The sequence below is a fragment of the Burkholderia lata genome (assembly GCF_902499335.1).
In the GTDB taxonomy this organism is placed as follows: Bacteria; Pseudomonadota; Gammaproteobacteria; order Burkholderiales; family Burkholderiaceae; genus Burkholderia; species Burkholderia lata_B.
Window position 1 is genome coordinate 507,839 of record NZ_CABVQK010000005.1, and the last position, 26,218, is coordinate 534,056.

Consider the following 26,218-nt stretch of genomic DNA (forward strand, 5'->3'; position numbering starts at 1 on the left):
CTGTTCGTTCTGTATCGGGCGGCCGGCATGCGGCCGCCCGTGCCACACGCCGGCGTTACGGCTGGGCAGTCGCGTAGCGCGCGTCGAGCGCGTCGAAGCGCGCCTTGTCGACGAGCCGCTGCCGTTCGGCGAACGGCGCGACGAGCGCCGGGTCCTCGTCGAGCCGGCCCGTGTCGCGCAGCGTCGTCAGCGCCGCCTGCATCCCGTGCACCGCGCCCTGCAGCGCGGCGTTCGCATACAGCACCACGCCATAGCCGAGGCGCGCCAGTTCGTCGCGCGAGCGGGTCGGCGTCTTGCCGCCGATCACGATGTTGATGAGCTGCGGCGTATCGAACAGCGCGGGCAGCCGTTCGACGTCCTCCGGCGACTCCATCGCCTCGATGAACAGCACGTCGGCGCCGGCCGCCGCGTAACGATGCGCACGCTCGATCGCGTCGTCGATGCCGTGCACGGCCGCCGCATCGGTGCGGGCGACGATCAGCAGGTTCGGGTCGACGCGCGCGTCGACGGCCGCCTTCAGCTTGCCGACCATTTCCGCGGCCGGGATCACTTCCTTGCCCGCGAAGTGGCCGCATTTCTTCGGCAATACCTGGTCCTCGAGCTGGATCGCGTCCGCGCCGCTGCGCTCGAGCGTGCGCACCGTATGCAGCACGTTCAGCGCGTTGCCGAAGCCCGTATCGGCATCGACCATCAGCGGCAGGTCGACGGCGTCGCGCACGCGCGCCGTGTGCTCGGCCAGCTCGCCGAGCCCGACGAAGCCGAGATCCGGCAGGCCGAGCGACATGTTGGTGACACCGGCGCCGCTCAGGTACAGCGCGCCGAAGCCGAGATCGGCGGCGATCCGCGCGCTCAGCGCGTTGAACGTGCCGGCGACGAGCAGCCCCTGGCGGGCGGCGATGCTGCGCCGGAACGCGGCGCGACGAAGGGTGGTGTGATCGGTCATGCGGGCCTCATTGGTCGAAACGGAACAGGGTTCGCGGCGAGTCGCGCAGCACGCGTGTGCGCTCGCCGGGGTCGGGCAGCCAGCGTTCGAGCGCCGCGCAGGTCGCGCCGAAATCGACACGCTCGCGATGCTGCGTATGCGGCCAGTCGCTGCCCCACACGAGCCGCTCGGCCGTGAACGCGGCGCGCAGCGCCTGCGCGGCGCCGAGCGCCGCGTCGGTGCCGTCGCCGGCCAGGCTGTTGCGATAGGCGGCCGACAGCTTGACCCACACGCGCCCGGTGCCGGCGAGCGACAGCAGGTCGCGGAAGCCTGGGTCGCGCTCGCCGAGCGTCGGCGACGGGCGGCCGAAATGGTCGATCACGAGCGTGCACGACTGCGCGAGCAGGCTCGCGGCGATCGCATGCAGGTCGGCCGCATCGCGATGGATCTCGACATGCCAGCCGAGCGCATTGATGCGCGCGAACAGCGCGCGCCATGCCCGCGTGCCGAAGTCCGGAATCGGCAGGCCGACCAGGTTGAGCCGCATGCCCACGACGCCCGCGCGGTTCAGCGCGGCGAGTGCATCGTCGTCGATCCCCGGATCGACGACCGCGACGCCGCGAAAGCGGCTCGGGTAGCGCCGCAGCACGTCGACGAAGAACGCGTTGTCGGTGCCGAGAAAGCTCGGCTGCACCAGCACTGCATGCGTGATGCCGTGCGCGGCAAGATGCGCGACGTACGCGTCGAGCGACGCGTCGTAGTCAGGCGCATGGCGCACGACCGGCGCGAGCGGCAGGCCGCGCGCAAACACGTGCGCATGCGCGTCGACCGCCGCGACGGCGGCCGCCGATGCGTACCACGCGGTGGCGTTCGGCGCCGACGAAACCGGCTCGACCGGCGGATTCACTGCTCGATCCATGACGACTGCCTGCAAGATGTGCCCGGCCCGCATGACGGGTGACGGGCGGCTGGATGAACGAAAGACGGCAATTACAGCGATGCGCGGGCCTGCACGTCGCCGTCGGCGCCGGGCCCGGCCACCGCGTCGGGCAGGCGGCGCCCGCGCGTTTCCGGCAGGAACCACACCGCGATCACGACCAGCCCGTAGGCGATGCCCGCATCGATGCCGAGCGCCGTGCCGAGCGGCATCGATGTGCCCATGTGCCCGACCAGCACCGGGAAACCCGCCGACGCGATGCGGCCAAAGTTGTAGCAGAAGCCGACGCCGCGACCGCGCACGTTCTGCGGATACAGTTCGTTGAACAGCGTGCCGAGCGTCGCAGGAATGCCGGCCGAAAACAGGCCGAGCGGGAACCCCAGCAACAGCATGGCGATGTCGTTCAGCGGCAGGAACACGTACAGGTTCACCATCACGGCGCAACACGCGGCGAACAGCATCACGTTGCGGCGCCGGCCGATCCGGTCCTGCAGATGGGCGCTGACGAAGCAGCCGCAGATGAACGCGACGATCACGACCGACAGATACGCGCCCGTGCCGAGCACCGAAAGGTGCCGCTCGGTCTTCAGGTAGGTAGGCAGCCAGATCGTGATCGCGTGATAGCCGCCGTGCGCGCCGACGCCGATCAGGCCGCCGACGATCGTCGCGCGCAGCACCGACCGGTCGAAGATGCCGACCGTCGGCGCATCGTCCGCGTGCGCCGGCGCCCGTGCCGGTTGCGTGCGCGGCGGCTCGGGAATCGCGCGGCGGATATACAGCACCAGCAGCGCGGGCAGCGCGCCGATCGCAAACAGCACGCGCCATGCCCATTCCGCCGGCAACCACGCGAACACGGCCATGTACAGCAGCACCGCCGCGCCCCAGCCGAATCCCCACGCGCTCTGCACGACGCCCATCGCCTTGCCGCGATGGCGCGCGCCGACCGTCTCGGCGAGCAGCACCGCGCCCGCGGTCCATTCGCCGCCGAAGCCGAGGCCTTGCAGCGCCTTCAGCACCAGCAGCTGTTCGAAGTTCTGCGCGAACGCGCTCAGGAACGTGAATGCGGAGAACCAGCACACGGTGATCTGCAGCGCGCGCACGCGCCCGTAGCGATCCGCGATCACACCGGCCAGCAGGCCGCCGAGCGCGCCCGACACGAGCGTTGCGCCGCCGATCAGGCCGGCCTGCCCCTTGCCGATGCTCCAGGTCGCGAGCAGCGCCGGAATCACGAGGCTGAACATCTGGGTATCGAGGCCGTCGAGCGCCCAGCCGGCAAAGCAGCCGCGCAACGTGCGCCGTTCGGTCGTCGATAGTTCACGCGTCCAGTTCAACGGAGGTCTCCTCGTGTCGTCGCCGTGCGCCGCGTCGTCGCGCCGCTTACCGGAGGCACCGCCTGCATCGGCGACGCTTGGTGAGCATCCTATGAATCATTTGGATAATTCGCTACTATGTTTCGAATAATTATTCATAACATACGCTTATGGAAATCAGGCACGTCCGCTACTTCCTCGCGATCGCGGATTCCGGCAGCTTCACGCGCGCCGCCAGCGAGCTCGGCATTGCGCAGCCGGCGCTCAGCCAGGCGCTGAACCGGATGGAAAAGGAACTGGGGGTTCGGCTGTTCGACCGGTCACGGCGCGGCGCGACGCTCACGCCGGCCGGGCTCGCGATGGTCGACGACCTGCGCCTGAGCGTCGCGCGGCTCGACGCGGCCGCGCACCGGGCGGGCGAGATCGGCGCGCAGCGCGCCGGACGCCTGACGATCGGCTTCGTCAGCGCCGCGCTGTTCGACACGCTGCCGCGCGCGATCCGCGCGTTGCGCGAGAGCGCGCCCGACGTGGAGCTCGTGATGAGCGAGATGAGCAATGCCGAGCAGGCGATCGCGCTCGAGCGCGGCGAGATCGATATCGGGCTGCTGCACACGCCGGTCGCGGTCAACGGCAGGATGCGCGAGAAGCTGATCCGGCGCGATCCGCTCGTCGCGGTGCTGCCGAAGGATTTCCCGCGCCAGCCCGACGGCACCGTCACGCTGGCCGAGCTCGCCGCGGCCGGCCTCGTGTGGTTTCCGCACGATCAGCTGCCGCTGATCCGCGCGGGCATCCTGAGCGCGTTCCGCCAGGCCGGGCATGCGGTGGACATCGTGCTCGACGTGAACCGCACGCTGACCGTGGTCGCGTGCGTCGCCGCCGGATGCGGCGTGTCGCTGCTGCCGCGCTCGATCCACGCGTTCGCATTCGACGGCGTCACTTACAGCCCGATCCGCGACGGTGCCGCACTGCCGCATTTCGAACTGAGCGCGATCTGGCCGGCCCGGTCTCGCCCGACACTCGCGGACCGCTTCGCCGCGCTGCTGCCGTCGGCCGACACGCGCGCCTGAGCGGCAGGCGCCGCATGCGGCACGGCGTCGCCCGGAAACAGGCCGCACCGGTCGCGCACCGCTTCGCTTCCGGTACGGGTCGTGTTGCGTCGTCTGCAGGGTCCGTCGTCGATGGATGAAAGCGCGCGCGTCATGCGAGCGTCGCGGTCGCCTGCATGGTCAGCCAGCCGTCGCGATCCTTCGCCCACAGCTCGATCGTCTGGCCGTCATCCGAAGGCTTGCCGCACAGCGTGAACGGCTCCCCGTCGAACGTCGGGCGCACTGCGCGAAACGCGAAGCTCGCGAGCGTCGCACCGGGCCGTTCGCGATGCACGAGATCGACCAGCAGCGTCGCGATCAACGGGCCGTGCACGACGAGCCCCGGATAACCTTCCTCCTGCGTCACGTAGCTGCGGTCGTAATGGATGCGGTGACCGTTGAAGGTCAGCGCCGAATAACGGAACAGCATCACGGCGTCGGCCGTGACCGTGCGCGACCACGTCTCGCCTGCCGGCGCCGCGATCGGCTTCGGCGCGGGTGTGCCCGGCTGCGGCGCGTCGCGATAAACGATGTCGTGCTCCTCCTCGACGCACAGCGCGCCGTCGCACTCGATCCGGTGCTGCACCGTCACGAATACGAGCCGGCCGCTGCGGCCCGTCTTGTCCTCGAGGTTCGCGACCGTCGATTCGCGGGTCGCGCGCCGCCCCGTGCGCAGCGGCGCATGGAACGTCAGGCGGCCGCCGGCCCACATGCGGCGCGGCAGCGGCACGGGCGGCAGGAAGCCGCCGCGCTTCGGGTGGCCGTCGGGGCCGACTTCGGCCAGCGGTGCGACGGGCAGGAAATAGAGCCAGTGCCACATCGGCGGCACGACATCGCCGGGCGGCGGACGGTCGAGCGTGGCGGCCAGCGCGTTCAGCGGGAACGCGGTGATGTCGTCGCCGAGCGTTTCGGTCTTGCCGAGCCACGCGTCGAGCGACGCCGGGCCGGGGGGCTGCGAGGATGGGGTGGACACGTGCGGAATCTCCGGGATGCTTGCAACGGCCTCAATATGCACGCCGCGCGCCGTTTCGCGAAGCCGGATTTCCCGAACCCCGGCTTCGCACCAGCCTGACCTGCCCGACCTGCCGAGCCCCCCTGCCGGATGCCTTTCATCTGACCATTCGATCACGGCCGCCGCGCGCACCGCCTGGCCGGCAACCTTACAGCTTGACCACCGCCGGCACGCCGCCTAAATTGCATCAGACGGGCCGGCCGCGCCGCAAGCGGCGTGTCATACGGGTGACAAAAACGATAGTTTGCTATCGAATTATTTTGCCCCTATCATCTCGCCCATGACCAATCTGCACGACCTCCGTCTCGCCGTCAGCAGCCTGCTGGTGCTGTCCGCGCGCAAGTGGCGCCGCACCAGTGACGGCGTGCTGAACGCGTACAACGTGTCCGAAGCCTGCGCGACGCCGCTGCTGATCGCCGGCCGCCTCGGCGAAGGCGTGCGGCAGGGCACGCTCGCCGAACACGTCGGCATCGAAGGGCCATCGCTCGTGCGCCTGCTCGACCAGCTGTGCGCGGCCGGCCTCGCGCGCCGCGACGAGGATCCGCACGATCGCCGCGCGAAAACGATCTCGTTGACGGCCGCCGGCCGCGCGGTCACCGCGAAGATGGAGGAAGACCTGCGCACACTGCGTGCGCAGGTGCTCAAGGGTGTCACGCGCGCCGATCTCGAAGCGACGCTGCGCGTGCTCGACGCATTCAATGCATCCGAGTCGCACACGCCCGCCGCGCGCGCATCCCACTCCGGCAACGCCACGTCATGACCTACCCGAGCCTTCGCGACTGGCTGTTCTCGGGCAAGACGTTCGCCGCGTCGATGCTCGCGCTGTACCTCGGCCTGTATTTCCAGTTGCCGCGCCCGTACTGGGCGATGGCGAGCGTCTACATCGTGTCGAACCCGTTCGTCGGCGCGACGCGCTCGAAGGCGCTGTATCGCGCGCTCGGCACCGCGCTCGGCGCGGCCGCCGCGATCTTCTTCGTGCCGCCGTTCGTCGAGACACCGCTGCTGTTCGCGATCATCGTCGCCACCTGGTGCGGCACGCTGCTCTACCTCGCGATCTCCGACCGCACCGCGCGCAGCTACGTGTTCATGCTCGCCGGCTACACGATGCCGCTGGTCGCGCTGCCGACCGTGACCGATCCGTCCACCGTGTTCGACGTCGCGATCGCACGTACCGAGGAGATCGTGCTCGGCATCGTGTGCGCGAGCGTGGTCGGCAGCGCGATCTTCCCGAACCGGCTCGCGCCGACGCTGATCGAGCGCACCGACGCATGGTTCAAGGACGCCGCGTTCTACGGCCGCGAGACGCTGTCCGGGCACATCGCCGGCAAGGCGCTGTCCGCGTGCCGGCAACGCCTCGCGGCGACCATCACGGGCCTCGAATTCCTGCTGAGCCAGCTGAGCTACGACCATGCGCACCCGCGCATCCTCGCGCGTGCGCAGGCGCTCGCGGGCCGCATGCAGCTGTTCCTGCCGCTGATGTCGTCGCTCGCCGATCCGTTGATCGCGCTGATGCGCGACCTGCACATCCGGCCGGCCGGGCTCGACGAGCTGCTTGCCGATGCCGCGAAATGGTTCGACGCGCCGCTGCCGGCCGTCCGGGCCGGCACCGACGGCGACATGACCGACGACCCGGTCGCGGAACGCCTGCGCGAACGCATCGCCGCGCTGCAGCCGGCCGACCACGCGCTCGCGAGCTGGGACGGCGCACTGCTGTCTAATGCGCTGTGGCGGCTGCGCCAGGTCATCGACATCTGGCAGGACTGCCGTTCGCTGCGCGCGCTGATCGGCAACGAAGCGGGTGTCTGGCAGCCGCGCTACCGGCACTGGCGGCTCGGCGGCACCGAGCGCTTCTTCGATCGCGGGATGATGCTGTTCTCGACGCTGACCGTCGTCGCCGCGATCGTGTTCGCGAGCTGGATGTGGATCGCGTCCGGCTGGCACGACGGCGCCGCGGCGGTCACGCTCGTGGCGGTGTCGTGCAGCTTCTTCGCCGCGCTCGACGAGCCGGCGCCGCTGGTGTTCAAGTTCTTCCTCGCGACGACCGCAAGCGTCGTGTTCGCGGGCCTGTACCTGTTCGTCGTGCTGCCGCACGTGCACGACTTCGCGATGCTCGTCGTGATGTTCGCGGGCCCGTTCATCCTGATCGGCACGCTGCTGCCGCGCCCGCAGTTCAACATGGTGACGATGCTCGTCGCCGTGAACACGGCCACCTTCATCAGCATCCAGGGTGCGTACGACGCCGATTTCTTCGTGTTCCTGAACAGCAACCTCGCGGGCGTCGCCGGGCTGCTGTTCGCTTATGTATGGACGCGTGCGACGCGGCCGTTCGGCGCGGAACTCGCGGTGCGGCGCCTGCTGCGCTCGGGCTGGGAAGATGTCGCGCGCTCCGCGTCGACGCAGCCGCTCGACGACCAGCGCAACCACGCGTCGCGGATGCTCGACCGCGTCACGCAGCTGCTGCCGCGCCTCGGCGCGTCCGACGATCACCGCCACCCGTCGATCGAAAGCTTCCGCGACCTGCGCATCGCGCTCAATGCGCTCGACCTGCGCCGCTCGCGCCGCCGGCTGTCGGGTGACGTGCCCGACGCGATCGACCGCGTGCTGGCCGGTGTCACCGACCACTACGCGCGCTGCGCCGCCGCGAACGCGCGCCAGCCGGCGCCGCCCGCGCTGCTCGCGACGATCGACGACGCGCTGCGCCGCGTCGCGGGCCGCAACCTGCCGGGCGCCACGCAGGCGGACAACGGCACGGCGCCCGCTACGCCGGCCACGCCCGCCACGCATCGCCGGCTGCGCGACACGCTGCACGCGCTCGTCGGCCTGCGCCTGTCGCTGTATCCGGCCGCGGCCGGGCAGCCGCCGCAGGCGCCGGACGGAGCACGCGCATGATCCCGCTTTCCCATCCGTCTTTCCGACCGCGACCATGATCGGCGAAATCGACATCTTCGGCGTATTCGTGCCGGCCCCGCTCGTGCTGATGCTGATCGCCTACCTGATCAACATCGTCGTGCGCGCCGTGCTCGAGCGCGTCGGCTTCTACCGCCTCGTCTGGCACCGTTCGATCTTCGACCTCGGCATCTACGTGTTCGTGTTTGCCGCCGTCGTGATCGTTTCCCACCATCTCGTGGCTACCTAACGTGAAAAAAACCTGGCTCTCGGCAGGGCAAATCCTGCTCACCCTGATCGTCGTCGTCGTGGCTGCCGTCGTGCTGTGGCGCATCGTCAACTACTACATGTTCTCGCCGTGGACCCGCGACGGTCACGTGCGCGCCGACGTGATCCAGGTCGCGCCGGACGTGGCGGGCCTCATCACGTCGGTTCAGGTCGTCGACAACCAGGAGGTCAAGCGCGGCCAGGTGCTGTTCGTGATCGACCAGGCGCGCTACACGCTCGCGGAACGGCTCGCCGAAGCGACGCTCGCGCAGCGTCGCGCGACGCTCGCCCAGGCGAAGCGCGAATACGCGCGCAACCTGCAGCTCGGCAACCTGGTCGCGAGCGAACAGGTCGAGGAAAGCCGCACGCGTGTCGAACAGGGCGAAGCCGCCGTCGCCGATGCGCAGGTGTCGCTCGACACCGCGAAGCTGAACCTGCAGCGCACGACGATCGTCAGTCCCGTAGACGGCTACCTGAACGACCGCGCGCCGCGCGTCGGCGAATACGTGCCGGCCGGCCGCGCGCTGCTGTCGGTCGTCGACCGCAATTCGTTCCGCGTCGACGGCTACTTCGAGGAAACCAAGCTGCGCGGCATCCACATCGGCCAGCCGGTCGACATCATCGTGATGGGCGAGCCGCATGCGCTGCGCGGCCACGTGCAGAGCATCGTCGCCGCGATCGAGGATCGCGACCGCACGCAGGGCGCGAACCTGCTGCCGAACGTGAACCCGGCATTCAGCTGGGTGCGGCTCGCGCAGCGCGTGCCGGTGCGCGTCGTGCTCGACGAAGTGCCCGACGATTTCCGGATGATCGCGGGCCGCACCGCGACCGTCTCGATGCGCGAAGCCGACACGCGCCGCGACGACAAGGCGAAGCCGGCCGCCGGCGCGAGCGCGGCGTCGATCGTCACGCCGGTATCGGCTGCTTCCGGCACGGCCGCCAGCGCAGCGGGAGCATCGCAATGAAGCGGCATGGTCTGCGCCTCGCCGCGACGCTCGCGCCGCTTGCGCTCGCACTCGGCGCGTGCAAGTCCGTCGGCCCCGACTACACACTGCCGCAGCAGGCGTACGTGAATGCGCCGCTCGCGAACCACGCACTCGACGACGCGAACAGCACGCTCGTGTCGCGCGACGCCGTGCCCGGCAACTGGTGGCAGCTCTACGACGACCCCGTGCTCGACGCGCTCGTGCGCGATGCACTGAAGTCGAACACCGACTTGCGCGTAGCCGCGGCCAACCTCGCGCGCTCGCGCGCGGCGCTGGAAGTCGCGAGCCAGCAGGGCGGCTTCTCGGGCGGCGCGGAAGCCGCCGTGCAGCGCGCGCAGGAATCGGCCGAGCAATACCTGCTCGAGAACAAGCTGCCGGTCGTCAACGAAGGCACGGTCGGCATCAACGTGTCGTACGAGATCGACCTGTTCGGCAAGCTGCGGCGCGGCGTCGAAGCCGCGCGCGCGGACAGCGAAGCCGTCAGGGCCGCCGGCGACCTGGCGCGCATCACGGTCGTCGCCGACGTCGTGCGCGCGTACGTCGAATCGTGTTCGGCCGGCGACGAGCTGGCCGTCGCGAAGCAGTCGCTCGCGCTGCAGCAGCAGCGCGTGAAGCTGTCGCAGCGGCTGCGCGATGCCGGGCGCGGCAACCAGACCGACGTGACGCGCGGCGTGACGCAGGTGCGCACCCTCGCCGCCGATATCCCGCGCTTCGAAGGCCGCCGCAAGGTCGCGCAATACCAGCTCGCCGCGCTGCTCGCGCGCTCGCCTGCCGATCTGCCGAAGGCCGTCGCCGAATGCGAGCACCTGCCGAAGCTGCGCCAGCCGATTCCGATCGGTGACGGCGCCGCGCTGCTGCGCCGCCGCCCCGACGTGCGCGCAGCCGAACGGCAACTCGCCGCCGCGACCGCGCGCATCGGCGTGGCGACCGCCGCGCTGTACCCGTCGATCAGCATCGGCGCGTCGGCCGGCTCGGTCGGCGTCGCCGCCGACCTGTTCTCGTCCACGACGAATCGCTGGTCGTTCGGCCCGCTGATCAGTTGGTCGTTCCCCGTCAACGGCCAGCGCGCGCGCGTGCGTGAAGCCGAGGCCGCAACGGGCGGCGCGCTCGCGCACTTCGACGGCGTCGTACTGAACGCGCTGCGCGAAACGCAGTCGAGCCTCGCGACCTATGCGGCCGATGTGCAGCGTACCGAAGCGCTGCGCACGGCCTACGAATCGGCGCGCAATTCCGCCGACGAAACGCATCGTCTCTACCTGGCCGGCCGCGAGTCGTTCATCTCGGATCTCGACGCGACGCGCACGCTGACGAGCGTGCAGGGGCAGGTCGCGGCGGCCGAAGGCCAGGTCGCGGCCGACCAGGTGCGGCTCTTCCTCGCACTCGGCGGCGGGTGGGAATCCGAGAGTGCGGCGGCCGCAACGGATGCCCGTCCCGACGCCACGCGGGCCGCCGCGACACCCGCGACCAGCAAGTAATCACGGTGGCGTTATCACCTTCAATACATAACGCTTGTCTGGCGAAACGCCCGGTGGTGGCGGGTTTTCCTGATTCGCGCCATAGCATCGGAAGGACGACGGACACCCACGTTGACGGTAAACTGGCTGATGCATTTCCATTCATCTTTCGCCGCTGAACCTGTAGCGGCATCCATTCGGAGATCCATCATGCGAACCAGCGCCCGCAACCACTTCGCCGGCCAGGTCAGCGCCGTCAAGACCGGTGCCGTCAACGACGAAATCACACTCCGCACGCAGGACGGCCTCGACATCGTCGCCGTGATCACCCACGGCAGCGCGGCTTCGCTGGGCCTCGCGGCCGGCTCGAAGGCGTTCGCTCTCGTGAAGGCGTCGTCGGTCATCGTGATGGTCGACGTCGACAGCAGCAAGGTGTCGGCCCGCAACTGCGTCGCGGGCACCGTATCGTCGGTCGTGAAAGGCGCAGTCAATTCGGAAGTCGTGATCAAGGCCGCAGGCGGCGCCGAGATCGTCGCGATCGTCACCAACGACAGCGTCGATCGGCTCGGCCTCGCGAGCGGCGCGGCTGCGTCCGCGATCTTCAAGGCATCGAGCGTGATCGTCGGCATCGAGTGAACGCGTGACGATCGCGATGACGATCCGTTTGGCACGGCGCATTCACGCGAATTGCGCCGTGCAGTTGCCGGCCGGATGCACGCGGTGACAGCCGGGTTCGATCACGCCCCACAGCGGGCGCTGCAGTCGCTGCTGTCCGCGGCAGCCAACGCCGACACGCCCGATGCAAGCCTGTTCGGTGCGCTCGTTGCGGAACGCGCGCGCCGCAACGAACTCGGGCTGCTCGGCCTGTCTCATCCGCAACTGGCAGGCCTGCTGGCGCGGCAGTTTCCGCGCCTGCCCGCGGCCGATGTCACGGCACTCGTGCCGACGGCCGCGATGGCACTGCTGCCATCCGCCCACGCGACGTTCGTCGGGACGCTGCACGCGCGGCTGATGGACGACGCGAATCCCGCCGCCGACCGCGACGACGCCGGCTGTCTCGCGTCGATCATCGCGCACGCCTGCCTGCGCCCCGATCATCTGTGGCGCGATCTCGGGCTCGACGGGCGTGACGCGGTATCCGCGATGCTCGATCGCTATTTCCCCGCGCTCGCCGCGCGCAACGTCGCTCACCTGCGCTGGAAGAAATTCCTCGCACAGGAAGTGGCCGCCTCGCTCGATGTGTCGCCAGGCCCCGCCCCCGGGTGCCCGGGCTGCGAGGATTTCGGCGTCTGCTTTCCTCACGCGCGCTAGTCACCACGACCGCGCATGCGGCTGATTCGACGATTCGATTCCCGGCATCGCCATCCGGAGACGCCGTCTCGAGCGACATGGCGCGCCCCGACCTGCCGTCGCGCGAATTCGAAGTCACGTCCCACCTTTGGCGAAAGACGAGGTTCGCTGAAACCTGGTGCGACGACGGCTGGATGATCCTCAAGCACGGCGACCTGTTGCTGGAATGCTTTCCGCCCCCCTGACTCGACCGGCGGCGAACTGGTTCAGTTGATGCTTCCGGCTCGCGGGCGTCGGCACGTTCTTCAACGACGTCCTGGCAGCCGGCATTCAGGAGCAAGCGACTGGCTGGCCGCACGCACTGGCCGGTGCGAGAAGAAGCCTGGGGCGGCACGGTCGGCGCATTGACCGATCCTGACGATTCGCCGAACAGGTTGATCCAGACCGAAGACCAGGCTCGTTGTTGCTGCCACGATCGGGCGGCACTGCAAACAGGTGCGCGCGCGACGCGGCGCACACCCCATAAACGGTCACCTTGCGACCCGTTTCGTCCGCCGTTCATGACGCGGTCAGTGCCGGTGCCGGTGATGGATGTCCGGAAAATGCGCATGGCTGTGCGTGATCGGCAGATGCACGTGCGGATGCGTGTGCGGTTCGTTGCCGTCGTATGCAAAATCGTGCGCATGCTGGTGATGTTCGTCGTGCCGATGCCGGTGCGTGTGCTCGAGCCGCTCGTGCGTGTGCGTGTGTTCATGCCGTTCGCGAACGTGCAGCCAGATGCCGAGCGCCATCAGTGCGGCAGCGATCCAGAACGTCGCGGGCGGCAGCGCGGGCCAGATCAGCAACGACAGCACGACGCCGAACAGCGGCGCGATCGAAAAATACGCGCCCGTGCGCGCGCTGCCGAGATGACGCAGCGCGACGACGAACAGCACGAGGCTGATCCCGTAGCCGCCGAGCCCCGTCAGCATCGCGGCGGCCGTGACCGGGAGAGCCGGCAGCGTCGCGCCGGTCGCCAGCGCGATGCCGATGTTCACGGGTCCGGCGATCAGCCCCTTCATGCACGCGATGACCATCGCGTCGTTCGCCGCGACCTTGCGGGTCAGATTGTTGTCGATCGCCCAGCACAGGCATGCGCCGACGATCAGCGTCGCGCCGACCGGCACGCCGGCCCGGCCTGGCGTCCACGACAGCAGCGTGCCGCCGGCGACGATTGCGACCATCCCGAGGAACACCTGCGAATCCACGTTCTCGCGAAACACGACCCACGCAATGACGGCCGTCAGCACGCCTTCGAGATTGAGCAGCAACGCGCTCGTCGCTGCGGGCGTGCTCGACAGCCCGAGCATCAGCAAAGCCGGGCCGGCTACCCCGCCCGCCGCGATCGCGCCGGCCAGCCACGGCAGGTCGGCGCGCTGCAGCGGCGCGGCGTCTGCGACCGGCGCATGACGATCGTGCAGACGGCGAAGCAGGATCCCGATACCGAGCCCGACACCGCTGCCGAGATAGAACAGGCCGGCGACCATGAACGGCGACATCGCGCCGATCAGCGCCTTGGCAAGCGGTGTCGCGGCGCCGAACAGCGCGGCAGCGATGAGCGCGACGAGAATCGCGGAATGTCTCGAGTTCATGATCCGGTTTGAATTGACGTTGAAAGGCGTCGGCCGTGGCTTCAGAGCGTGTCGCAGTTGGCTTTCAGTGTTTTTCGAAATGCAAGCCACATCGCATCGGCCAACTTGCGCACGCGAACCGGCGGCCCTACCGCGATTATCGCGCGTCATCATGTCACGATGACAGGGCGCGAACGCTCGCACGCCAGCCGATGGTCACGGCCTCGTTATATATTAGGAAAACGAAGTAACTGAATGAAGCGTTGCTGCATTCAGGAAATGCGTACCGTCATCGCGCATGCTGCGCCGATCGATGAACGTTCTTCGTCCGGTCGCGTGGTCTGTTCGAGGCGGGATAGGTAAGCGCCCGGCACGTCGAGCGCCGGTGGGAGCAGTCCTGACCTGCCTCTGTCGAGGCAGGTCAGTCTGTCGTGCATTCGCCGCAGGCGATGTGCATGCGGGTCAGCGCCGTGCGCGATGCAGCGGCGCGGTGCGGATTACTCGTTGCCGGCCGTCTGCTGCTCGACCTGCGGCGCCGCGTCGGCTTGCGCTTCCACGTTTGCCGGTTGCGGCTCGGCGGCGGCCTCGGCTTGCTGCTCGGCCTTCGGCTGCTGCTGCGCACCCTTGGACGATTGCGCCGCGCCCTTGCCGCCTGGGCGGCGAGCCTTCAGCCGGCGCGCCCGTGCTGCGTCGTCGGGCGTGACGCGCCCTGCTTCGTTACCCTGCAGATCGACTCGCACCGCGTCTTCGACGAGGCACGACCAGTAGCGGTTGCCACGGCACCACGTCGACATCGCTTCGCGCAGTTCGGCTTCGGTGAGCCCGACGGCCTGTGCTTCGCGCGCGAGGTCGTCCCAGATGCCAACCTTGAGCGGCACTTTGGGGGCCGGATTCTTCGGGAACGCGCGCGGAAACTTACGCTGCAGTTTGCCGATCGCAACGATGACCGGATCGACCGGCGCCGCCGGCTTCGCCGAAGCAGGCTTCGCGCGATGCGGTGCTTTGCCGCCGGCCGCAGCCGGCTTGGCGCCACGCTGCGGCTGGTCGCCGGACTTCGGCTTCGCGCCGGTGTCCGCCGGCGCTGCCGGCCGCTTCGCGTTGCGCTCCTGCTTGGCCTTCGCTGCGAGCTGCGCCCGCAATTCGGCAAGTTGTTCAAAACCCATAAATTCAATCCACCAGGAATATAAGGTGTGGTTCGTGCGGCCATGCCGCGCGGCGTAAAAGCTTCGCCGCCATGCGCGGCGCCCCGTCTGCCGCCGATGCGGAACACTACGGGGCCGCATCGCGCACGCCACTCTGTTTTCAGGCACCCGGCCTCGATGCCGGACAAGGCAGGAGTGGAAGTATACCGGTACGCGCGACGGCCGGTTGACTCACTGGTCTGCATTTGCCCGATTCGGGGTACCGGAAATGCGTCCGTGCGGTCGTGTTGCGCATTATATGGATACGTTTCAGGAAGTCACGCCGTTCACTCTCGTTGTCGGAAATCGGGGCCATCTTGGCGTGGCGATCGCCCCGGCGGCGGCACTGGTCGACGCTCCACGCGTGGTGTTCCGCCCGGGTGCGTCGAACACGATCGTGCCGCATCGGTACGTCGCGGGCCTCGGCTGCGCTTTGGCATCCGGGGGACGCCGTCGGCTACGTCCGAATCTGCGATCACGCCGATGTAAAGCACCCGGCGATGGATCGGCGCAAGTGCCGCGGCATGCGGTTACCTCCTCCGATTGCATCGTTACACCCATACGGACTCGTTGCGTCCGCATCGATCCCGTGGCGTACGAAGATGCCGAAAAGTGCGTAGTATGGCCGAATCGATGTCGCCGGTAGCATCCCTCGGCCCGTTTCGCTGCTCGTGCGACCAGCCGCCGACATCCCGCTTGCCGGCCAAAAGAACCGGTTGCACGAAACGGAGCAGATACATGGTTCCCCCACACGACATCACGCACGACGGCATCACGCGCGAGGAGATTCACCATCGGCAGATCGACATGCGCGGCTATCGGCGCAGCGACGGCCAGTTCGAAGTGACCGCCTGCCTCGCCGATCGCAAGACCTTCGATTTCACGCCACCGGGCGGCACGCGGACGGTCGCTGCGCTGTCGCCGATCCACGACCTCGGCGTGACGCTGGTCTTCGACGCCGACATGGTCGTCCGCGCCGTATCCACGTTCCTCCGGTCGCATCCGTATGCGCAGTGTCCGGGCGGCGGCGACTCGCTGCAGGCGCTCGTCGGACTGAGCATCGGCGCAGGCTGGAACAGCGAGGTTCGCAAGCGCCTGCCGTCCTGCGATACGTGCACGCACCTGAAGGAATTGCTCGGCCCGATCGCCACCACGGCCTATCAGACGATGGTCGGCATGCGGGAGTCATCGCTCGACGCGCGCGACAGCGAGGGAAAACCGCTGAAGATCGACAGTTGCCATGCGTATGGCGCATCGCGCGATCTCGTGAAACGTCTTTGGCCCGAATACCACCGGCCTTCGGCGACGGCAAAAGGCAGCTAAGCTGTCAGGCCTTCGGCCAATCGTGTGCCCGCAGGATGCATGCGTACCGTACATCGACGTACGTCGCCCCGGCCGGTCGTCGCTGCCGCCGCACCGGCGATCAGAAAACACCCAGCGCAAGTCCCGCTGCAAGACCGGCGCCGAGCTCGGCGCAGCGCGCGAGGTCGTCGCCGTCGATCGTCTTCGCCGCGAGGATGCGTTCCGGTGTCTGCGCGTGCGTACAGACGATCAGCCCCGGCGCCACGTTCTTCAACCGCCACCCGGTCGCGATCCGGTCGATCTGGCGCAACGCGTTCTGCCCGTCGCTGCCCGCGCAGATCATCACCGCATATGGGCGACCGTTCACGCGATCGAGCGCCGCGTAGTAGCAGCGGTCGAAGAAATCCTTCATCAGCCCGGACATTGCCGCCAGATTCTCCGGCGTTGCGAACAGGTAGGCGTCGGCGGCCAGCAGGTCGTCTGCGCTCGTCGCGTCCGCGCGCTGCAGCCTGACGTCGACGCCGGATTGCTCGCGCGCCGCGCCGGCAGCCGCCTCGGCCATCTGTTGCGTGCCTCCGGTCATCGTGTGATAGACGATCAACAGCGTCTTCATTCGTCGTTACTCACGTTCGGTTTCAGGTGCGCCGGCGGCATCGCCGGCTTCCGCTCGGTGGCCAGCCTTCATGTGCGGCTGTTGCGCGTTCGCTTCCACGGATCTGCCGGTTTGCCGGCTCGGCGGTACCTGGCGCGCATCGATCATGCGCATCGCGCCGGCTTCGATTCGCGCACGTTCGGCCGGATGCACGATCAGTCCGTTGCGGCGCGCGATGCGTCGGTGTCTTCCGGCCGCGCGTAGTACGCGAGAAACATGTCGGCAGCGGATTGCGCGACTTTTTGTTGCTCCGGCTCCGCGAGCGGCGGCTGACCCATCGTGATCTGCGGCCAGAACGCGAATGCCTTCACGACACCGTGCAATTGATGCGCGGCAAACACCGGATCGGTGACCGACAGGCGGCCGGCCGCTGCGGCTGTCCGCACCCAGACCGTCATGTCTTCCTCGCGCTCGCCGAGACGCTCGACCATGTCGCGCGCGCGTTCCGGCGAATGGATGGCCGCGCCGATTGCGACGCGTGCGAGCGAGAGAAAAGCCTCGTCGCTGAGCAGGCGCATTTTGCGATCCAGCAGCGCGAGCAATTGTTCGCGCAGCGGCACGTCGGCACGATAGGTTGGCGAGCTGCCGGTTCGGGTCGCATCCCACAATTTTTGCAGGATCGCGGCGAACAACGTTTCCTTGCCCGGGAAGTGGTTGTAGACCGTGCGCTTCGACACGTCCGCACGCGCGGCGATGCGGTCCATACTGGTCGCGTCGTAACCCGACGCGAGAAATTCCTCGATGGCCGCGTCGACGATGGCCGCGCGCTTTCGATCGGTCAGGCGCTGAGGGGGAGTGCTGGTATCCATTCAGAAATTTTACACCGGGTAGTTTACTTATCCCAGAAATAAACTACACTGTTTAGTGTACTTTATCCACCGGACGAACCGACATGGCATCGCCTCTCGTTTTGATTCATCGCATTCTGGGTTTTGCGGCTGCCCGACGCGGCCGCACGCTGTCCGGCGGCTCGCCGCAGCACAATGGCGAGCGCTTCAGCAATGTCGCGCCGCGTCCGGTCGAGGGCTTGGGCAAAACGCTCGGGATCGCCTGGAACATGCTGTTCAACAAGCCGCGCCATACCGTGCCTGGGGGCGTGCTGCCCGTCGATTCGTTGACCCGCGCGGAACTCGACGCGGCCCCTGATCGCAGCCTGTACCGGCTTGGTCATTCGACGCTGCTGCTCAAGCTGCGCGGTGAATTCTGGCTGACCGACCCCGTCTTTGCCGAACGCGCGTCGCCGTTTCGGCGCGTCGGCCCGAAGCGTTTCCATGCGCCGCCGATCGCGCTGGAAGATCTGCCGCCGCTACGCGGCGTGATCCTGTCGCACGATCACTACGATCACCTCGACCGCGAAACGGTGCTCGCGCTTGCGGCAACCACCGATGTGTTCGTGACCACGCTGGGTGTCGGCGATCGCCTGATCGAATGGGGCATCGACGCGAAGAAAGTCCGTCAGCTCGACTGGTGGCAGAGCGCCGACGTGGCCGGTCTGACGTTGACCGCGACGCCTGCCCAGCACTTTTCCGGGCGCAGCCTGTTCGACGGCAACAGCACGCTGTGGGCATCCTGGGTCATCGTCGACGACGACTTGCGCATATTCTTCAGCGGCGACACGGGCTACTTCGACGGTTTCCGGACGATCGGCGAGCGCCTCGGGCTGTTCGACGTCACGCTGATCGAAACAGGCGCATACGATGCGCAATGGCCGTACGTGCACATGCAGCCGGAAGAGACCGTGCAGGCGCACATCGATTTGCGCGGACGCTGGCTGGTCCCGATCCACAACGGCACGTTCGATCTCGCGATGCATCGCTGGCAGGAGCCGTTCGAGCGCGTCACGGCGCTGGCGATCGTGCGAGGCGTCGAACTGTCGACGCCCAGGATGGGCGAACGCCTCGCCCTCGATGAGCCGCATCGCGGCGAGCGGTGGTGGCGCACGGTGGACGAACGCGCGACGTCCGTTGCCCCGAAATCGCGCCGCTGGGCGCTTTGCGCGTCGCAGGCGACGAAGTAAGCCCACCGGTCGTTACGCATTTTCTCCCGGAGCGCGGCAAGGCCGCGACTCCGGGAGACGCATTTCCGGCGTACCAGTACGTCACGTGCCCGCCTGTAGACCCGATTACCTGAGTAGAGAAGCCATGCCTCCGGCACCCGCCCGATACGCCCCCGGCCAACAAGTCGACGACGCAGCCATCGCTGTATTCAACCCCGCAGCCCCCCGATCAACCGGCCAAAGCCGGGAGAACGACCTGCGGCAGACGCTCGCCGAGCGTGTCGCGAGATGGACGGAAGGCGTCGACCACCTCACCACGGCCATTCCGAACCTGAGCCTCCATCGACGGGAAGCGACAACCCAACCGATGGACTGCATGGTCGAGCCGAGCTTCGGTCTCGTCGTTCAAGGTACGAAGCGGCTCATTCAGAGCGGCGATGTCTATCTCTGCGACGCCAACCGCTTTCTGATCACGTCGCTCGACTTGCCCGGTTCGACCCAGGTCATCGAGGCCAGCCGCGAACGGCCGTTTCTCGGGATCGGGCTCAAGCTCGATTTCCGCGTCATGGCCGAACTGATGGTACAGGTCGCACCGGATCACGAGGAAGCGCCCGCAGGCCGCGGCCTCGTCGTCGGTGATATGACCGAACCGCTCTACGATGCAGTGAACCGGTTGCTGGCGTTGCTGGATGACCCGAACGCCATTGCCGTTCTTGCTCCGTATGTCGAGCGGGAAATCTACTACCGGCTGCTGACGAGCGGCCAGGGTGCCCGTCTGCGTCAGATCGCGTCCGCCGGCAGCCAGGGCAATCGCGTGTCGCGAGCGATCCAGTGGTTGCGGACCCATTACGACGAGTCGCTGCGAGTCGACGATCTGGCGGCGCAGGTTCAGATGAGCAGTTCGACCTTCCACCACCACTTCCGCCAGCTCACCGGCATGAGTCCGCTTCAGTACCAGAAATGGATACGACTCAACGAAGCACGTCGGCTGATGTTGTCCGAGCGGCTCGACGCGGCGTCGGCATCGTTCAGGGTCGGATATGCGAGCCCGACCCAGTTCAACCGCGAATACAGCAGGTTGTTCGGTAATTCGCCACGAAGAGATATTGACGGCCTGCGGAGTGGCACGGACGTCGTTCTGTCGGTGGCAGCGACTTATTGATCGCTGAGGCGGTACCGGAGATGCGGGAAGCCGATTTTGACGGTATCCGCAGAATCGTTGGATCGGTTTTAGGCGTAAGCGGCGTTCCAGGTGAACCAGATGAGCGCAGCGGAATGCGCGCCTTTTGACATCTTGCCAACTCGGGATTGATTGCTCGGTGGTCGTTTGAATGAGTAGCAAGCGATGGGCGTGCGTCTCTCAAAGTCGGACGTACACCCAAACTCGCAAGCATCGAAAGGCTACGTGCGAGCCGTCCCATACCGCCACCGCGAACTGACGAGGATTTCGCCCCATCGTCAACGACTAAATTGCCTTACTGCTTTTCGGGCGCCTGCCCGCAAATTCTCTGGTGCCGGGATTCTCCCGGCACTATGCAACCCAACCAGATGTGCGCCCGGAGTGTGCGTTGTCACGTGACAACTCGCGCTGAATATCGGCGAGGTGCATCCATTCGGAGACTCGACAGCGCGTCGCAACGAGGCTGATCCGCAACGATTCGATTAGCCTTTGGCGCAATGGCAAGCATGAAACGTTTCAAATATCACATATTACGTATCAAACACGACAATTCGCTGCATCTTCTCGTGAATTTCTGGGCCCGGGCGACGAAATGATCATACGCCCCCATTTACAGGGGTGATCTTGTTGATTTTGCGTGAAACAACATGAAGAATATGGCGCAAGCCATTGCTGGATAAGGATTTCCGGCGACACCTCATTTCTTGAAAATGTTTCACGACCCCACACGTTTGAGTTGTCACATGGCCGTCAGCACGGGAGTTTGTCTCAAATCGGAGCCTCGCATGTGCAGTTGTCGCGTTGAAGCGCCTCACTGCGCTGGGCGTAACGCAGAACACGCACGACAAAGCCGGCCCCTCCCCTGCCGCCAACCGGCACGGCGAGGTCGTTCTGAATAGCCCAATTAAATGGGGTCACATCAAATGAACCCATTGGACGCTTTCCAGGTACAGACCAGCAATCCGACCGACACCTTTCCGCAGGGACATGAATGCGGATGGCCCGCAATGAAGACCCCAGTTCTGCGGGTCATTTGACGACTCAGATTCTTCGACAAGGTGCGTACCTATCGACACGCGGTGCAACGGACTGCTTCGACACTCAAGATCCCCGATGCAACCTTCCGGTTGTCACGTGACAACTCACCAAGCCACTCGCCCGGAAGGCCGAATTTCCCGACGAGCCAGCGGTGGCTAACCCCTTCTTTTGCGACCTGCTTGTTCACACGTGATGGAGTTCGATCGAAACTGCTCTTAAGAAGCGGATCAGTACTGACATCGCCTCCCGCTCCGAGTCGATTGTCACGTGACAACTCGCCTCACTGGAGGCGGTCGCGCTAAGCCAAGGACCGAATGTCTGGCATTGAAGTGCTCTCGCTATAACCGTAACGCGATTGAATCAGCGATTTCCTGGCTTCGGATAGCGCTGAGAAGGATCCGATTCTCGCGACTTGTCACGTGACAACTGAGCATTCCGACGACAGTTGCGAAGCAAACTTACCGGAGTCACGGCGATTTCCATCAGGAACATGGTGAGATCGGGCAACCCATCTCGACTCAATTCGCGAAATCCGCCACCGACATTGAAATTCATCGAATTCTCTCCCGATTTTTGTCCGTTCTTTGTGACCTTGATCGTTAATTTTATTTTTTACTCGATCATCGATCACGGCAGGCTCGCTAGCCATTCGGCCCACTTGTCACGTGACAACCATGTCGCTCTACAGCACATACATCACGCCAAAGGCTTTTCTGGACTTTTTGATAATAACTGCATATATTACGCAAAACTCCGTGGAGAAATTTAATGGCTTTCAAGATCGCCGTCAGTAATCAAAAAGGTGGGACTGGAAAGACGACCATCTCCGTCAATATCGCGGCAGCGTTCGAAGCTGGCGGCAACAAGGTCGCCCTGATCGATGCCGACCCTCAAGGCACGTCGGTCCGGTGGGTGACGAGCGGCGAGAACACGCTGCCGATGACGGTTCTTTCGCTGGCCCCTGCCGGCCGCGGCATCGGCGGCGAGATCAAGAAACAGGATGCGAACTTCGACGTGATCGTCGTCGACTGTCCCGGTAACCTCGAAGATCCGCGAATTGCATCCGTACTCGAAGTCGCTGATTTTTGCCTAGTGCCGCTGTCGCCGTCGCCGGCCGATCTCTACAGCACCGTCGCGATGATCCGCATGATCGAATCGATGCGGTCGGTCCGTAACCCGAATCTTTCTTCCGCATTAATGCTGAATAGCGTTAATGGAAAAACTAAAATGCGTGAAGAAATTTTAAAAATTCTAAGAGCTGAAGAAATAGGGGAGCATCTGCTCGACAGCCAGATCGCGCAACGCGAGGTCTACCGCCAGACGTTTGCGCTCGGCACCACGATCCATCATCACAATCGATACCTGAAGGGCCTGAAAGAAGCCCGTGCGGAGATCGAAAGGCTGGTCACGGAAATGGCCCAATACATCGCGTCGACGCGCGCTACCGGAGCCGCCCATGGCTAAGGACACCTCGAAAGACAAGAAGCCGACCGGCAACCTCAATCTCGCGGCCGGCCTGCTGCGCGGGCTCGCGCAGGAAAATGCGGCCCTCGAAACGCGGCTGCCCGAACCGGCGGCCGCACCGAACGTCGTCGGCGAATCGGCGCCCGCGAGCGCCCCGGCCGCAGCGACGCCCGCCGGCACGCCTGAACTTGGCGCACCGCAGAGGGTGCTGGTCAAGGATTGCATTCCGAACCCGTTCAACCCGCGCGTGTTCTACTCGGAGTCGAGCCTGCACGAGCTCGCCCTGACGCTGAAACGGGAAGGGCAGATCGAGCCGATCAAGGTTACGCGGCTCCCGGAGTTTCCCGGCAAGCTCGTGGTGATCGACGGGCAACGCCGGCTCCGCGCGACGAGCATCAACGGCGATGAAACCATCAACGCCACGTTCCGCACGGACCACACGCCCGAGCAGCTCTACACGATCGCGTATCGCGCGAACCACGACCACGAACGCCAGACGATCTTCGACGATGCGGTCGCGTGGAAGCGTCTCCTCGACGAGAAGGTTTTCTCCGACCAGAACACGCTGGCGGAAAAGATCGGCAAGGACAAGGCGTCGATCAGCAAGACGCTGTCGCTCAACGCGCTCCCGAATACGCTCTTGGAACGGATGGCGAGCGCGAACGACGTGGTCGGCCTGCAGGCGGCGTACTTCCTGAAGCTGATCTTCGAACGTCTGGGCGAGCCGACGGCCGACCGGCTGCTGACGGCCGTGATCGACCGGAAAAAATCGGTTCGTGATCTCGAAAATTTCCTGCGTGCACAGAGCGACGGCAGCAAGAAAGCAGGACGCACGCGTTATAGCGTTCGCCACGACTTCGCGCTCGAATCGCGAGCGATCGGCCAGTTGAAGACCTATCCGGACGGACGTCTGGATCTGCAGCTCAAGGGCGTCGACGCATCGCACCAGGAAGCGCTCGCCGACAAGCTCAAGACCGTCATCGACGCATACGTTGCCGAGCTGGCAACGGCCACGCAACAGTAACGCGCGAAAAGCAGAAGGCCTCGCATCCGCGTTGCACCGCGAAGCCGGACGACGACGTCCGGCGCGCGACGCGCACCCGGCTGCGAGGCCTTGATCAGTTGCCTGCGAGGCTGCTTTTCAGCAGGAATTCCAGCAAGTCGTCCGAGGTCGGTTCGCCCCACGTATCCAGCGCGAGCCATCGGAAGAAGCTGGTCTGCGCGAGCTTGCTTGCCTTCTTCTTCGGCGACAGCGTCAGGTCCTTCGAGCCTGCCACCGTCTCGTTGTAACGCTCGATCAGCTTGGTCTGGTCGTCGATCTCCAGTTCGCGGAAATACGCGCCGGCTTCCTCGACCTTAGCCGCCAGATATTTGTCGCGAATCTGCTCCTGCTTGCTCTGCGCGGATTCCTTCGCCGGGGCCGCCGCCTCCGTTCCCTGCCCGTCGGCCAGCGTGTAGCCGTGCGTCAGCGCCTTGCGGAAATACGCGGCCACGTTGTCGACCGGGGCTGCGTTCTTCTTCGTAGTCCGATTGAGCGTATAGGCAATCGCTGCCTTGATGCGCTGCACGCCGTATTGCGTGATCAGCCGGCGCGCTTCCGAACGCGGAATGCCGAACTTGGCGACCTCCTCGACGAGCGCCTCGTTCTTGACGTCGCCATCTTCCACCGTATCGGTGCTCTGCTTGCGCGTCACCTTGAACTGGACCGCTTCCACACTCCGGCCGGACTTGTGTTCGATCAACTCGAGCGTGTGATCCGAAACTTCGTTCACCTCCTGAATGCACGGCACCAGGACCTTGCTCTTGAACAGCTTGTATTCCTTGTATGACTGCGACGCCTTGTCCTGGCCGAGAATGAGGTCACGAAATTTCGGCAACGGGATCTTCGCGGTGATGCCGATCCCTTCGTAGCGCACCGTGTTTTCCCACAACGCGAGCGAGTGCGACCGCCGAAACTCGCGGGCGATCCGCATATCGATCAGTGCGTAGATCTCGGGGTTGAGCAACTCGCTGCGGATCTGGTCGGAGAAGCTGTACTTCAGCACCGATTGCTCAAGCTCCGCGCCGGCGAGCAGGCCCGACGCTTTCCAGACTGTCGACCGATCCGCGGCCAGATAGTCCCAGTTGACGACGGTACTGATCAGCGAGTTGACCGTGTCCTTCACGTATTTCGTGTTGTTGCTGTTCAACCCGCTCTCGTGCGAAAGCGACGCGAGCGAGATCGAGAAGCTCGTCCGGCCTGGCTCGAACGCCTCCTGTCGAAGCGCGTTCTTGATCAGCGAGCTGAACATCTTGCGCTGCTGCAGACCGATCTTTCCGGACTTGGGCGCGATATGAATCGCCTGGACCGCCTTGCGCAGCAAGTCGGGAGGCTCGGGGGTCTGAAACAGCGAAACCTGCTTGTCTGAGCCTTTGCTTGCGGGCTTGCGCGGCATCGTGATGTCCGGATAAGGTGACCTTGTTGAGAGCGGACTTTATACCTTTTCGCGTTGAGGGGCAACGCCCTTGTTCCGGCGTTACTTGCACTATCGCGTCTAACCATCAGATACAAAAGGGAAATCCACGATAAGACGATCTTCGCGGAGCCCCATATCCATCTACCTTTCGGCCAAAATGCATCCCACAAGCCACTACCTTTCATACCCGGACACGGAAACCCGGCATGAGATTTGCCCTCGGGAAGGTAACCATCCATGGGAAACAAATGCGCAGAATCGAGATCGTTGGGCAAATTCATGGTGCCGTGCAGCACAGCCTCGTTTTCTTCCCATAACCTGCTACCTTCATCGATTCCCACAGGAGGGTACCTATCAACCGGCTCCCGCTGCGTTGGATACGGAGATTTCGGCCGTGAACGCAGACACCGGTCCCATAAACGGCAACCCTTCGTTTTCCCCATAAAAGGTTACCTGTCAGAGCCATCGATCCTGTCCATGGGAACCCGCCACCGGGAATCGCGCAGAAATGCAATCGAGCGACCTCCAATGCCACCCATAACCGGGTACCTTTGAGGTTTCCCATAACGGGCTACCAGAGAAAAATCACTGTGAGCGCCTTCGTTCGCTGATCGAAAAAAGCGCCCCATAAAAGGCTACCAACAGCTATTCCCATAGACGACTACCCAACCCGTTTCCAGGCCGATTTCCCATAACCGGGTACGCTTGCCCCATATCCACAACCCTGATTCCCCACAATCCGGTACCCCAAATCCCAAATCCACAGACCTGAAGCCCCAGACCCTTACACCTGTGCTCCCATAAATGGGTACCGAACACCTGTCAAACCCTTGTGGGATAAGGCTGTGAGCCGTCTAAAAGTAGTTAAAGAAGTAAACGTGGTTTACAAAAGATGTAAACACACGTGCGCTTGCACAGAAAGACGAGCCCCATAAACCGCTACCAATGGGAGCCGTCTATGGTGCCGCAAGCCCTTCAAAGCATCGACTCAGGCCTGGAAACAAGGGTTTGGCTCCCCGTTTTGCAAGGGCTCCAGGCCCGACAAGGCTTCCAGAAGAGGTGAGTACCCACTCACATTGGTCGAAACGTAGAAACCTATGGGAGAAAAACGGGTAGAAACCCCCCATTTCCGGGTACAGGTTCCCCTCTATGGGATCAAAACCGCGGCTCTGCGACCTCGCGAGTACCTG

Annotated in this window: 24 protein-coding genes; 14 read left to right on the forward strand and 10 right to left on the reverse strand. The window is 65.4% G+C overall.

Annotation, left to right across the window (positions count from 1 at the left end):
• Positions 1-55: 55 nt before the first annotated feature.
• From BCO18175_RS15365 to BCO18175_RS15375, 3 genes are all read right to left on the reverse strand, one after another.
• Entirely contained in the window at positions 56-943 is an 888-nt protein-coding gene (locus BCO18175_RS15365) for an isocitrate lyase/PEP mutase family protein (protein ID WP_174982104.1), read from the reverse strand.
• A 7-nt stretch (positions 944-950) separates the two neighbouring features.
• Positions 951-1,841, reverse strand: a complete 891-nt coding sequence (locus tag BCO18175_RS15370) for an amidohydrolase family protein (RefSeq protein WP_174972622.1) — start codon at positions 1,839-1,841, stop codon at positions 951-953.
• Between the two features lie 71 nt (positions 1,842-1,912).
• The gene (locus BCO18175_RS15375; RefSeq protein ID WP_174982106.1) at positions 1,913-3,190 is read right to left on the reverse strand and encodes an MFS transporter; all 1,278 of its coding nucleotides are present in this window, start codon (positions 3,188-3,190) and stop codon (positions 1,913-1,915) included.
• Between the two features lie 149 nt (positions 3,191-3,339).
• Here BCO18175_RS15375 and BCO18175_RS15380 point away from each other — a divergent pair, with 149 nt between their 5' ends.
• The gene (locus tag BCO18175_RS15380) at positions 3,340-4,236 is read left to right on the forward strand and encodes a LysR family transcriptional regulator (protein WP_174982108.1); all 897 of its coding nucleotides are present in this window, start codon (positions 3,340-3,342) and stop codon (positions 4,234-4,236) included.
• 130 nt (positions 4,237-4,366) lie between these two features.
• Here BCO18175_RS15380 and BCO18175_RS15385 read toward each other — a convergent pair whose 3' ends face one another.
• Positions 4,367-5,227 carry an FAS1-like dehydratase domain-containing protein gene (locus tag BCO18175_RS15385; RefSeq protein ID WP_174982110.1) on the reverse strand — a complete coding sequence of 287 codons (861 nt, stop codon included), beginning with the start codon at positions 5,225-5,227 and terminating at the stop codon, positions 4,367-4,369.
• A 319-nt stretch (positions 5,228-5,546) separates the two neighbouring features.
• On the opposite strand from BCO18175_RS15385, the gene BCO18175_RS15390 reads away from it, so the two are divergent.
• From BCO18175_RS15390 to BCO18175_RS41010, 8 genes are all read left to right on the forward strand, one after another.
• On the forward strand, positions 5,547-6,026 hold the full coding sequence (locus BCO18175_RS15390) for a MarR family winged helix-turn-helix transcriptional regulator (protein WP_174982112.1): 480 nt from the start codon (positions 5,547-5,549) through the stop codon (positions 6,024-6,026).
• Complete coding sequence (locus tag BCO18175_RS15395; RefSeq protein WP_174982114.1) at positions 6,023-8,155, forward strand: FUSC family protein; 2,133 nt, start codon at positions 6,023-6,025, stop codon at positions 8,153-8,155. The genes BCO18175_RS15390 and BCO18175_RS15395 overlap by 4 nt, the downstream gene beginning before the upstream one ends.
• A 34-nt stretch (positions 8,156-8,189) precedes the next feature.
• Positions 8,190-8,402, forward strand: coding sequence for a DUF1656 domain-containing protein (locus BCO18175_RS15400; protein WP_011350409.1), 213 nt, complete (start codon positions 8,190-8,192; stop codon positions 8,400-8,402).
• A 1-nt stretch (position 8,403) separates the two neighbouring features.
• Positions 8,404-9,384, forward strand: coding sequence for an efflux RND transporter periplasmic adaptor subunit (locus tag BCO18175_RS15405; protein ID WP_174982116.1), 981 nt, complete (start codon positions 8,404-8,406; stop codon positions 9,382-9,384).
• Positions 9,381-10,880, forward strand: coding sequence for an efflux transporter outer membrane subunit (locus tag BCO18175_RS15410; RefSeq protein ID WP_174982118.1), 1,500 nt, complete (start codon positions 9,381-9,383; stop codon positions 10,878-10,880). The genes BCO18175_RS15405 and BCO18175_RS15410 overlap by 4 nt, the downstream gene beginning before the upstream one ends.
• Before the next feature lie 189 nt (positions 10,881-11,069).
• Positions 11,070-11,495 carry a TOBE domain-containing protein gene (locus BCO18175_RS15415; protein ID WP_174982120.1) on the forward strand — a complete coding sequence of 142 codons (426 nt, stop codon included), beginning with the start codon at positions 11,070-11,072 and terminating at the stop codon, positions 11,493-11,495.
• Positions 11,496-11,570: 75 nt separating this feature from the next.
• Positions 11,571-12,170, forward strand: coding sequence for a nitrogen fixation protein NifQ (locus tag BCO18175_RS15420; RefSeq protein ID WP_174982122.1), 600 nt, complete (start codon positions 11,571-11,573; stop codon positions 12,168-12,170).
• A gap of 77 nt (positions 12,171-12,247) precedes the next feature.
• The gene (locus BCO18175_RS41010) at positions 12,248-12,394 is read left to right on the forward strand and encodes a hypothetical protein (RefSeq protein ID WP_368040718.1); all 147 of its coding nucleotides are present in this window, start codon (positions 12,248-12,250) and stop codon (positions 12,392-12,394) included.
• Between the two features lie 324 nt (positions 12,395-12,718).
• Here the strand turns inward: BCO18175_RS41010 and BCO18175_RS15430 are convergent, their stop codons facing one another.
• Both BCO18175_RS15430 and BCO18175_RS15435 read right to left on the reverse strand, forming a co-directional pair.
• Positions 12,719-13,780: a DMT family transporter gene (locus BCO18175_RS15430; protein WP_174982124.1), complete on the reverse strand. Its 1,062-nt coding sequence runs from the start codon at positions 13,778-13,780 to the stop codon at positions 12,719-12,721.
• A 476-nt stretch (positions 13,781-14,256) separates the two neighbouring features.
• Positions 14,257-14,922: a ProQ/FinO family protein gene (locus tag BCO18175_RS15435; protein ID WP_174982126.1), complete on the reverse strand. Its 666-nt coding sequence runs from the start codon at positions 14,920-14,922 to the stop codon at positions 14,257-14,259.
• Positions 14,923-15,678: 756 nt separating this feature from the next.
• Here BCO18175_RS15435 and BCO18175_RS15440 point away from each other — a divergent pair.
• Positions 15,679-16,263 (forward strand): DUF2889 domain-containing protein, encoded by a 585-nt coding sequence (locus tag BCO18175_RS15440; RefSeq protein WP_174982128.1) that lies wholly within the window; start codon positions 15,679-15,681, stop codon positions 16,261-16,263.
• A 100-nt stretch (positions 16,264-16,363) separates the two neighbouring features.
• On the opposite strand, the gene BCO18175_RS15445 is transcribed toward BCO18175_RS15440, so the two are convergent.
• Both BCO18175_RS15445 and BCO18175_RS15450 read right to left on the reverse strand, forming a co-directional pair.
• The gene (locus tag BCO18175_RS15445) at positions 16,364-16,855 is read right to left on the reverse strand and encodes a flavodoxin family protein (protein WP_174982130.1); all 492 of its coding nucleotides are present in this window, start codon (positions 16,853-16,855) and stop codon (positions 16,364-16,366) included.
• A 194-nt stretch (positions 16,856-17,049) separates the two neighbouring features.
• Positions 17,050-17,703 carry a TetR/AcrR family transcriptional regulator gene (locus tag BCO18175_RS15450; protein ID WP_174973848.1) on the reverse strand — a complete coding sequence of 218 codons (654 nt, stop codon included), beginning with the start codon at positions 17,701-17,703 and terminating at the stop codon, positions 17,050-17,052.
• An 83-nt stretch (positions 17,704-17,786) separates the two neighbouring features.
• Between BCO18175_RS15450 and BCO18175_RS15455 the strand changes: the two genes are divergently transcribed.
• Both BCO18175_RS15455 and BCO18175_RS15460 read left to right on the forward strand, forming a co-directional pair.
• Positions 17,787-18,911, forward strand: coding sequence for an MBL fold metallo-hydrolase (locus tag BCO18175_RS15455; protein WP_174982132.1), 1,125 nt, complete (start codon positions 17,787-17,789; stop codon positions 18,909-18,911).
• 124 nt (positions 18,912-19,035) lie between these two features.
• Complete coding sequence (locus BCO18175_RS15460) at positions 19,036-20,052, forward strand: AraC family transcriptional regulator (protein ID WP_174982134.1); 1,017 nt, start codon at positions 19,036-19,038, stop codon at positions 20,050-20,052.
• 1,416 nt (positions 20,053-21,468) lie between these two features.
• Here the strand turns inward: BCO18175_RS15460 and BCO18175_RS15465 are convergent.
• Positions 21,469-21,663: a hypothetical protein gene (locus BCO18175_RS15465; protein ID WP_174982136.1), complete on the reverse strand. Its 195-nt coding sequence runs from the start codon at positions 21,661-21,663 to the stop codon at positions 21,469-21,471.
• Between the two features lie 213 nt (positions 21,664-21,876).
• On the opposite strand from BCO18175_RS15465, the gene BCO18175_RS15470 reads away from it, so the two are divergent.
• Both BCO18175_RS15470 and BCO18175_RS15475 read left to right on the forward strand, forming a co-directional pair.
• Positions 21,877-22,572 (forward strand): ParA family protein, encoded by a 696-nt coding sequence (locus BCO18175_RS15470; protein WP_098553043.1) that lies wholly within the window; start codon positions 21,877-21,879, stop codon positions 22,570-22,572.
• Positions 22,565-23,596, forward strand: a complete 1,032-nt coding sequence (locus BCO18175_RS15475) for a ParB/RepB/Spo0J family partition protein (RefSeq protein WP_174982138.1) — start codon at positions 22,565-22,567, stop codon at positions 23,594-23,596. The genes BCO18175_RS15470 and BCO18175_RS15475 overlap by 8 nt, the downstream gene beginning before the upstream one ends.
• A gap of 94 nt (positions 23,597-23,690) precedes the next feature.
• Here BCO18175_RS15475 and BCO18175_RS15480 read toward each other — a convergent pair whose 3' ends face one another.
• Positions 23,691-25,007 carry a replication initiation protein gene (locus BCO18175_RS15480; RefSeq protein ID WP_069750803.1) on the reverse strand — a complete coding sequence of 439 codons (1,317 nt, stop codon included), beginning with the start codon at positions 25,005-25,007 and terminating at the stop codon, positions 23,691-23,693.
• Positions 25,008-26,218: the final 1,211 nt, after the last annotated feature.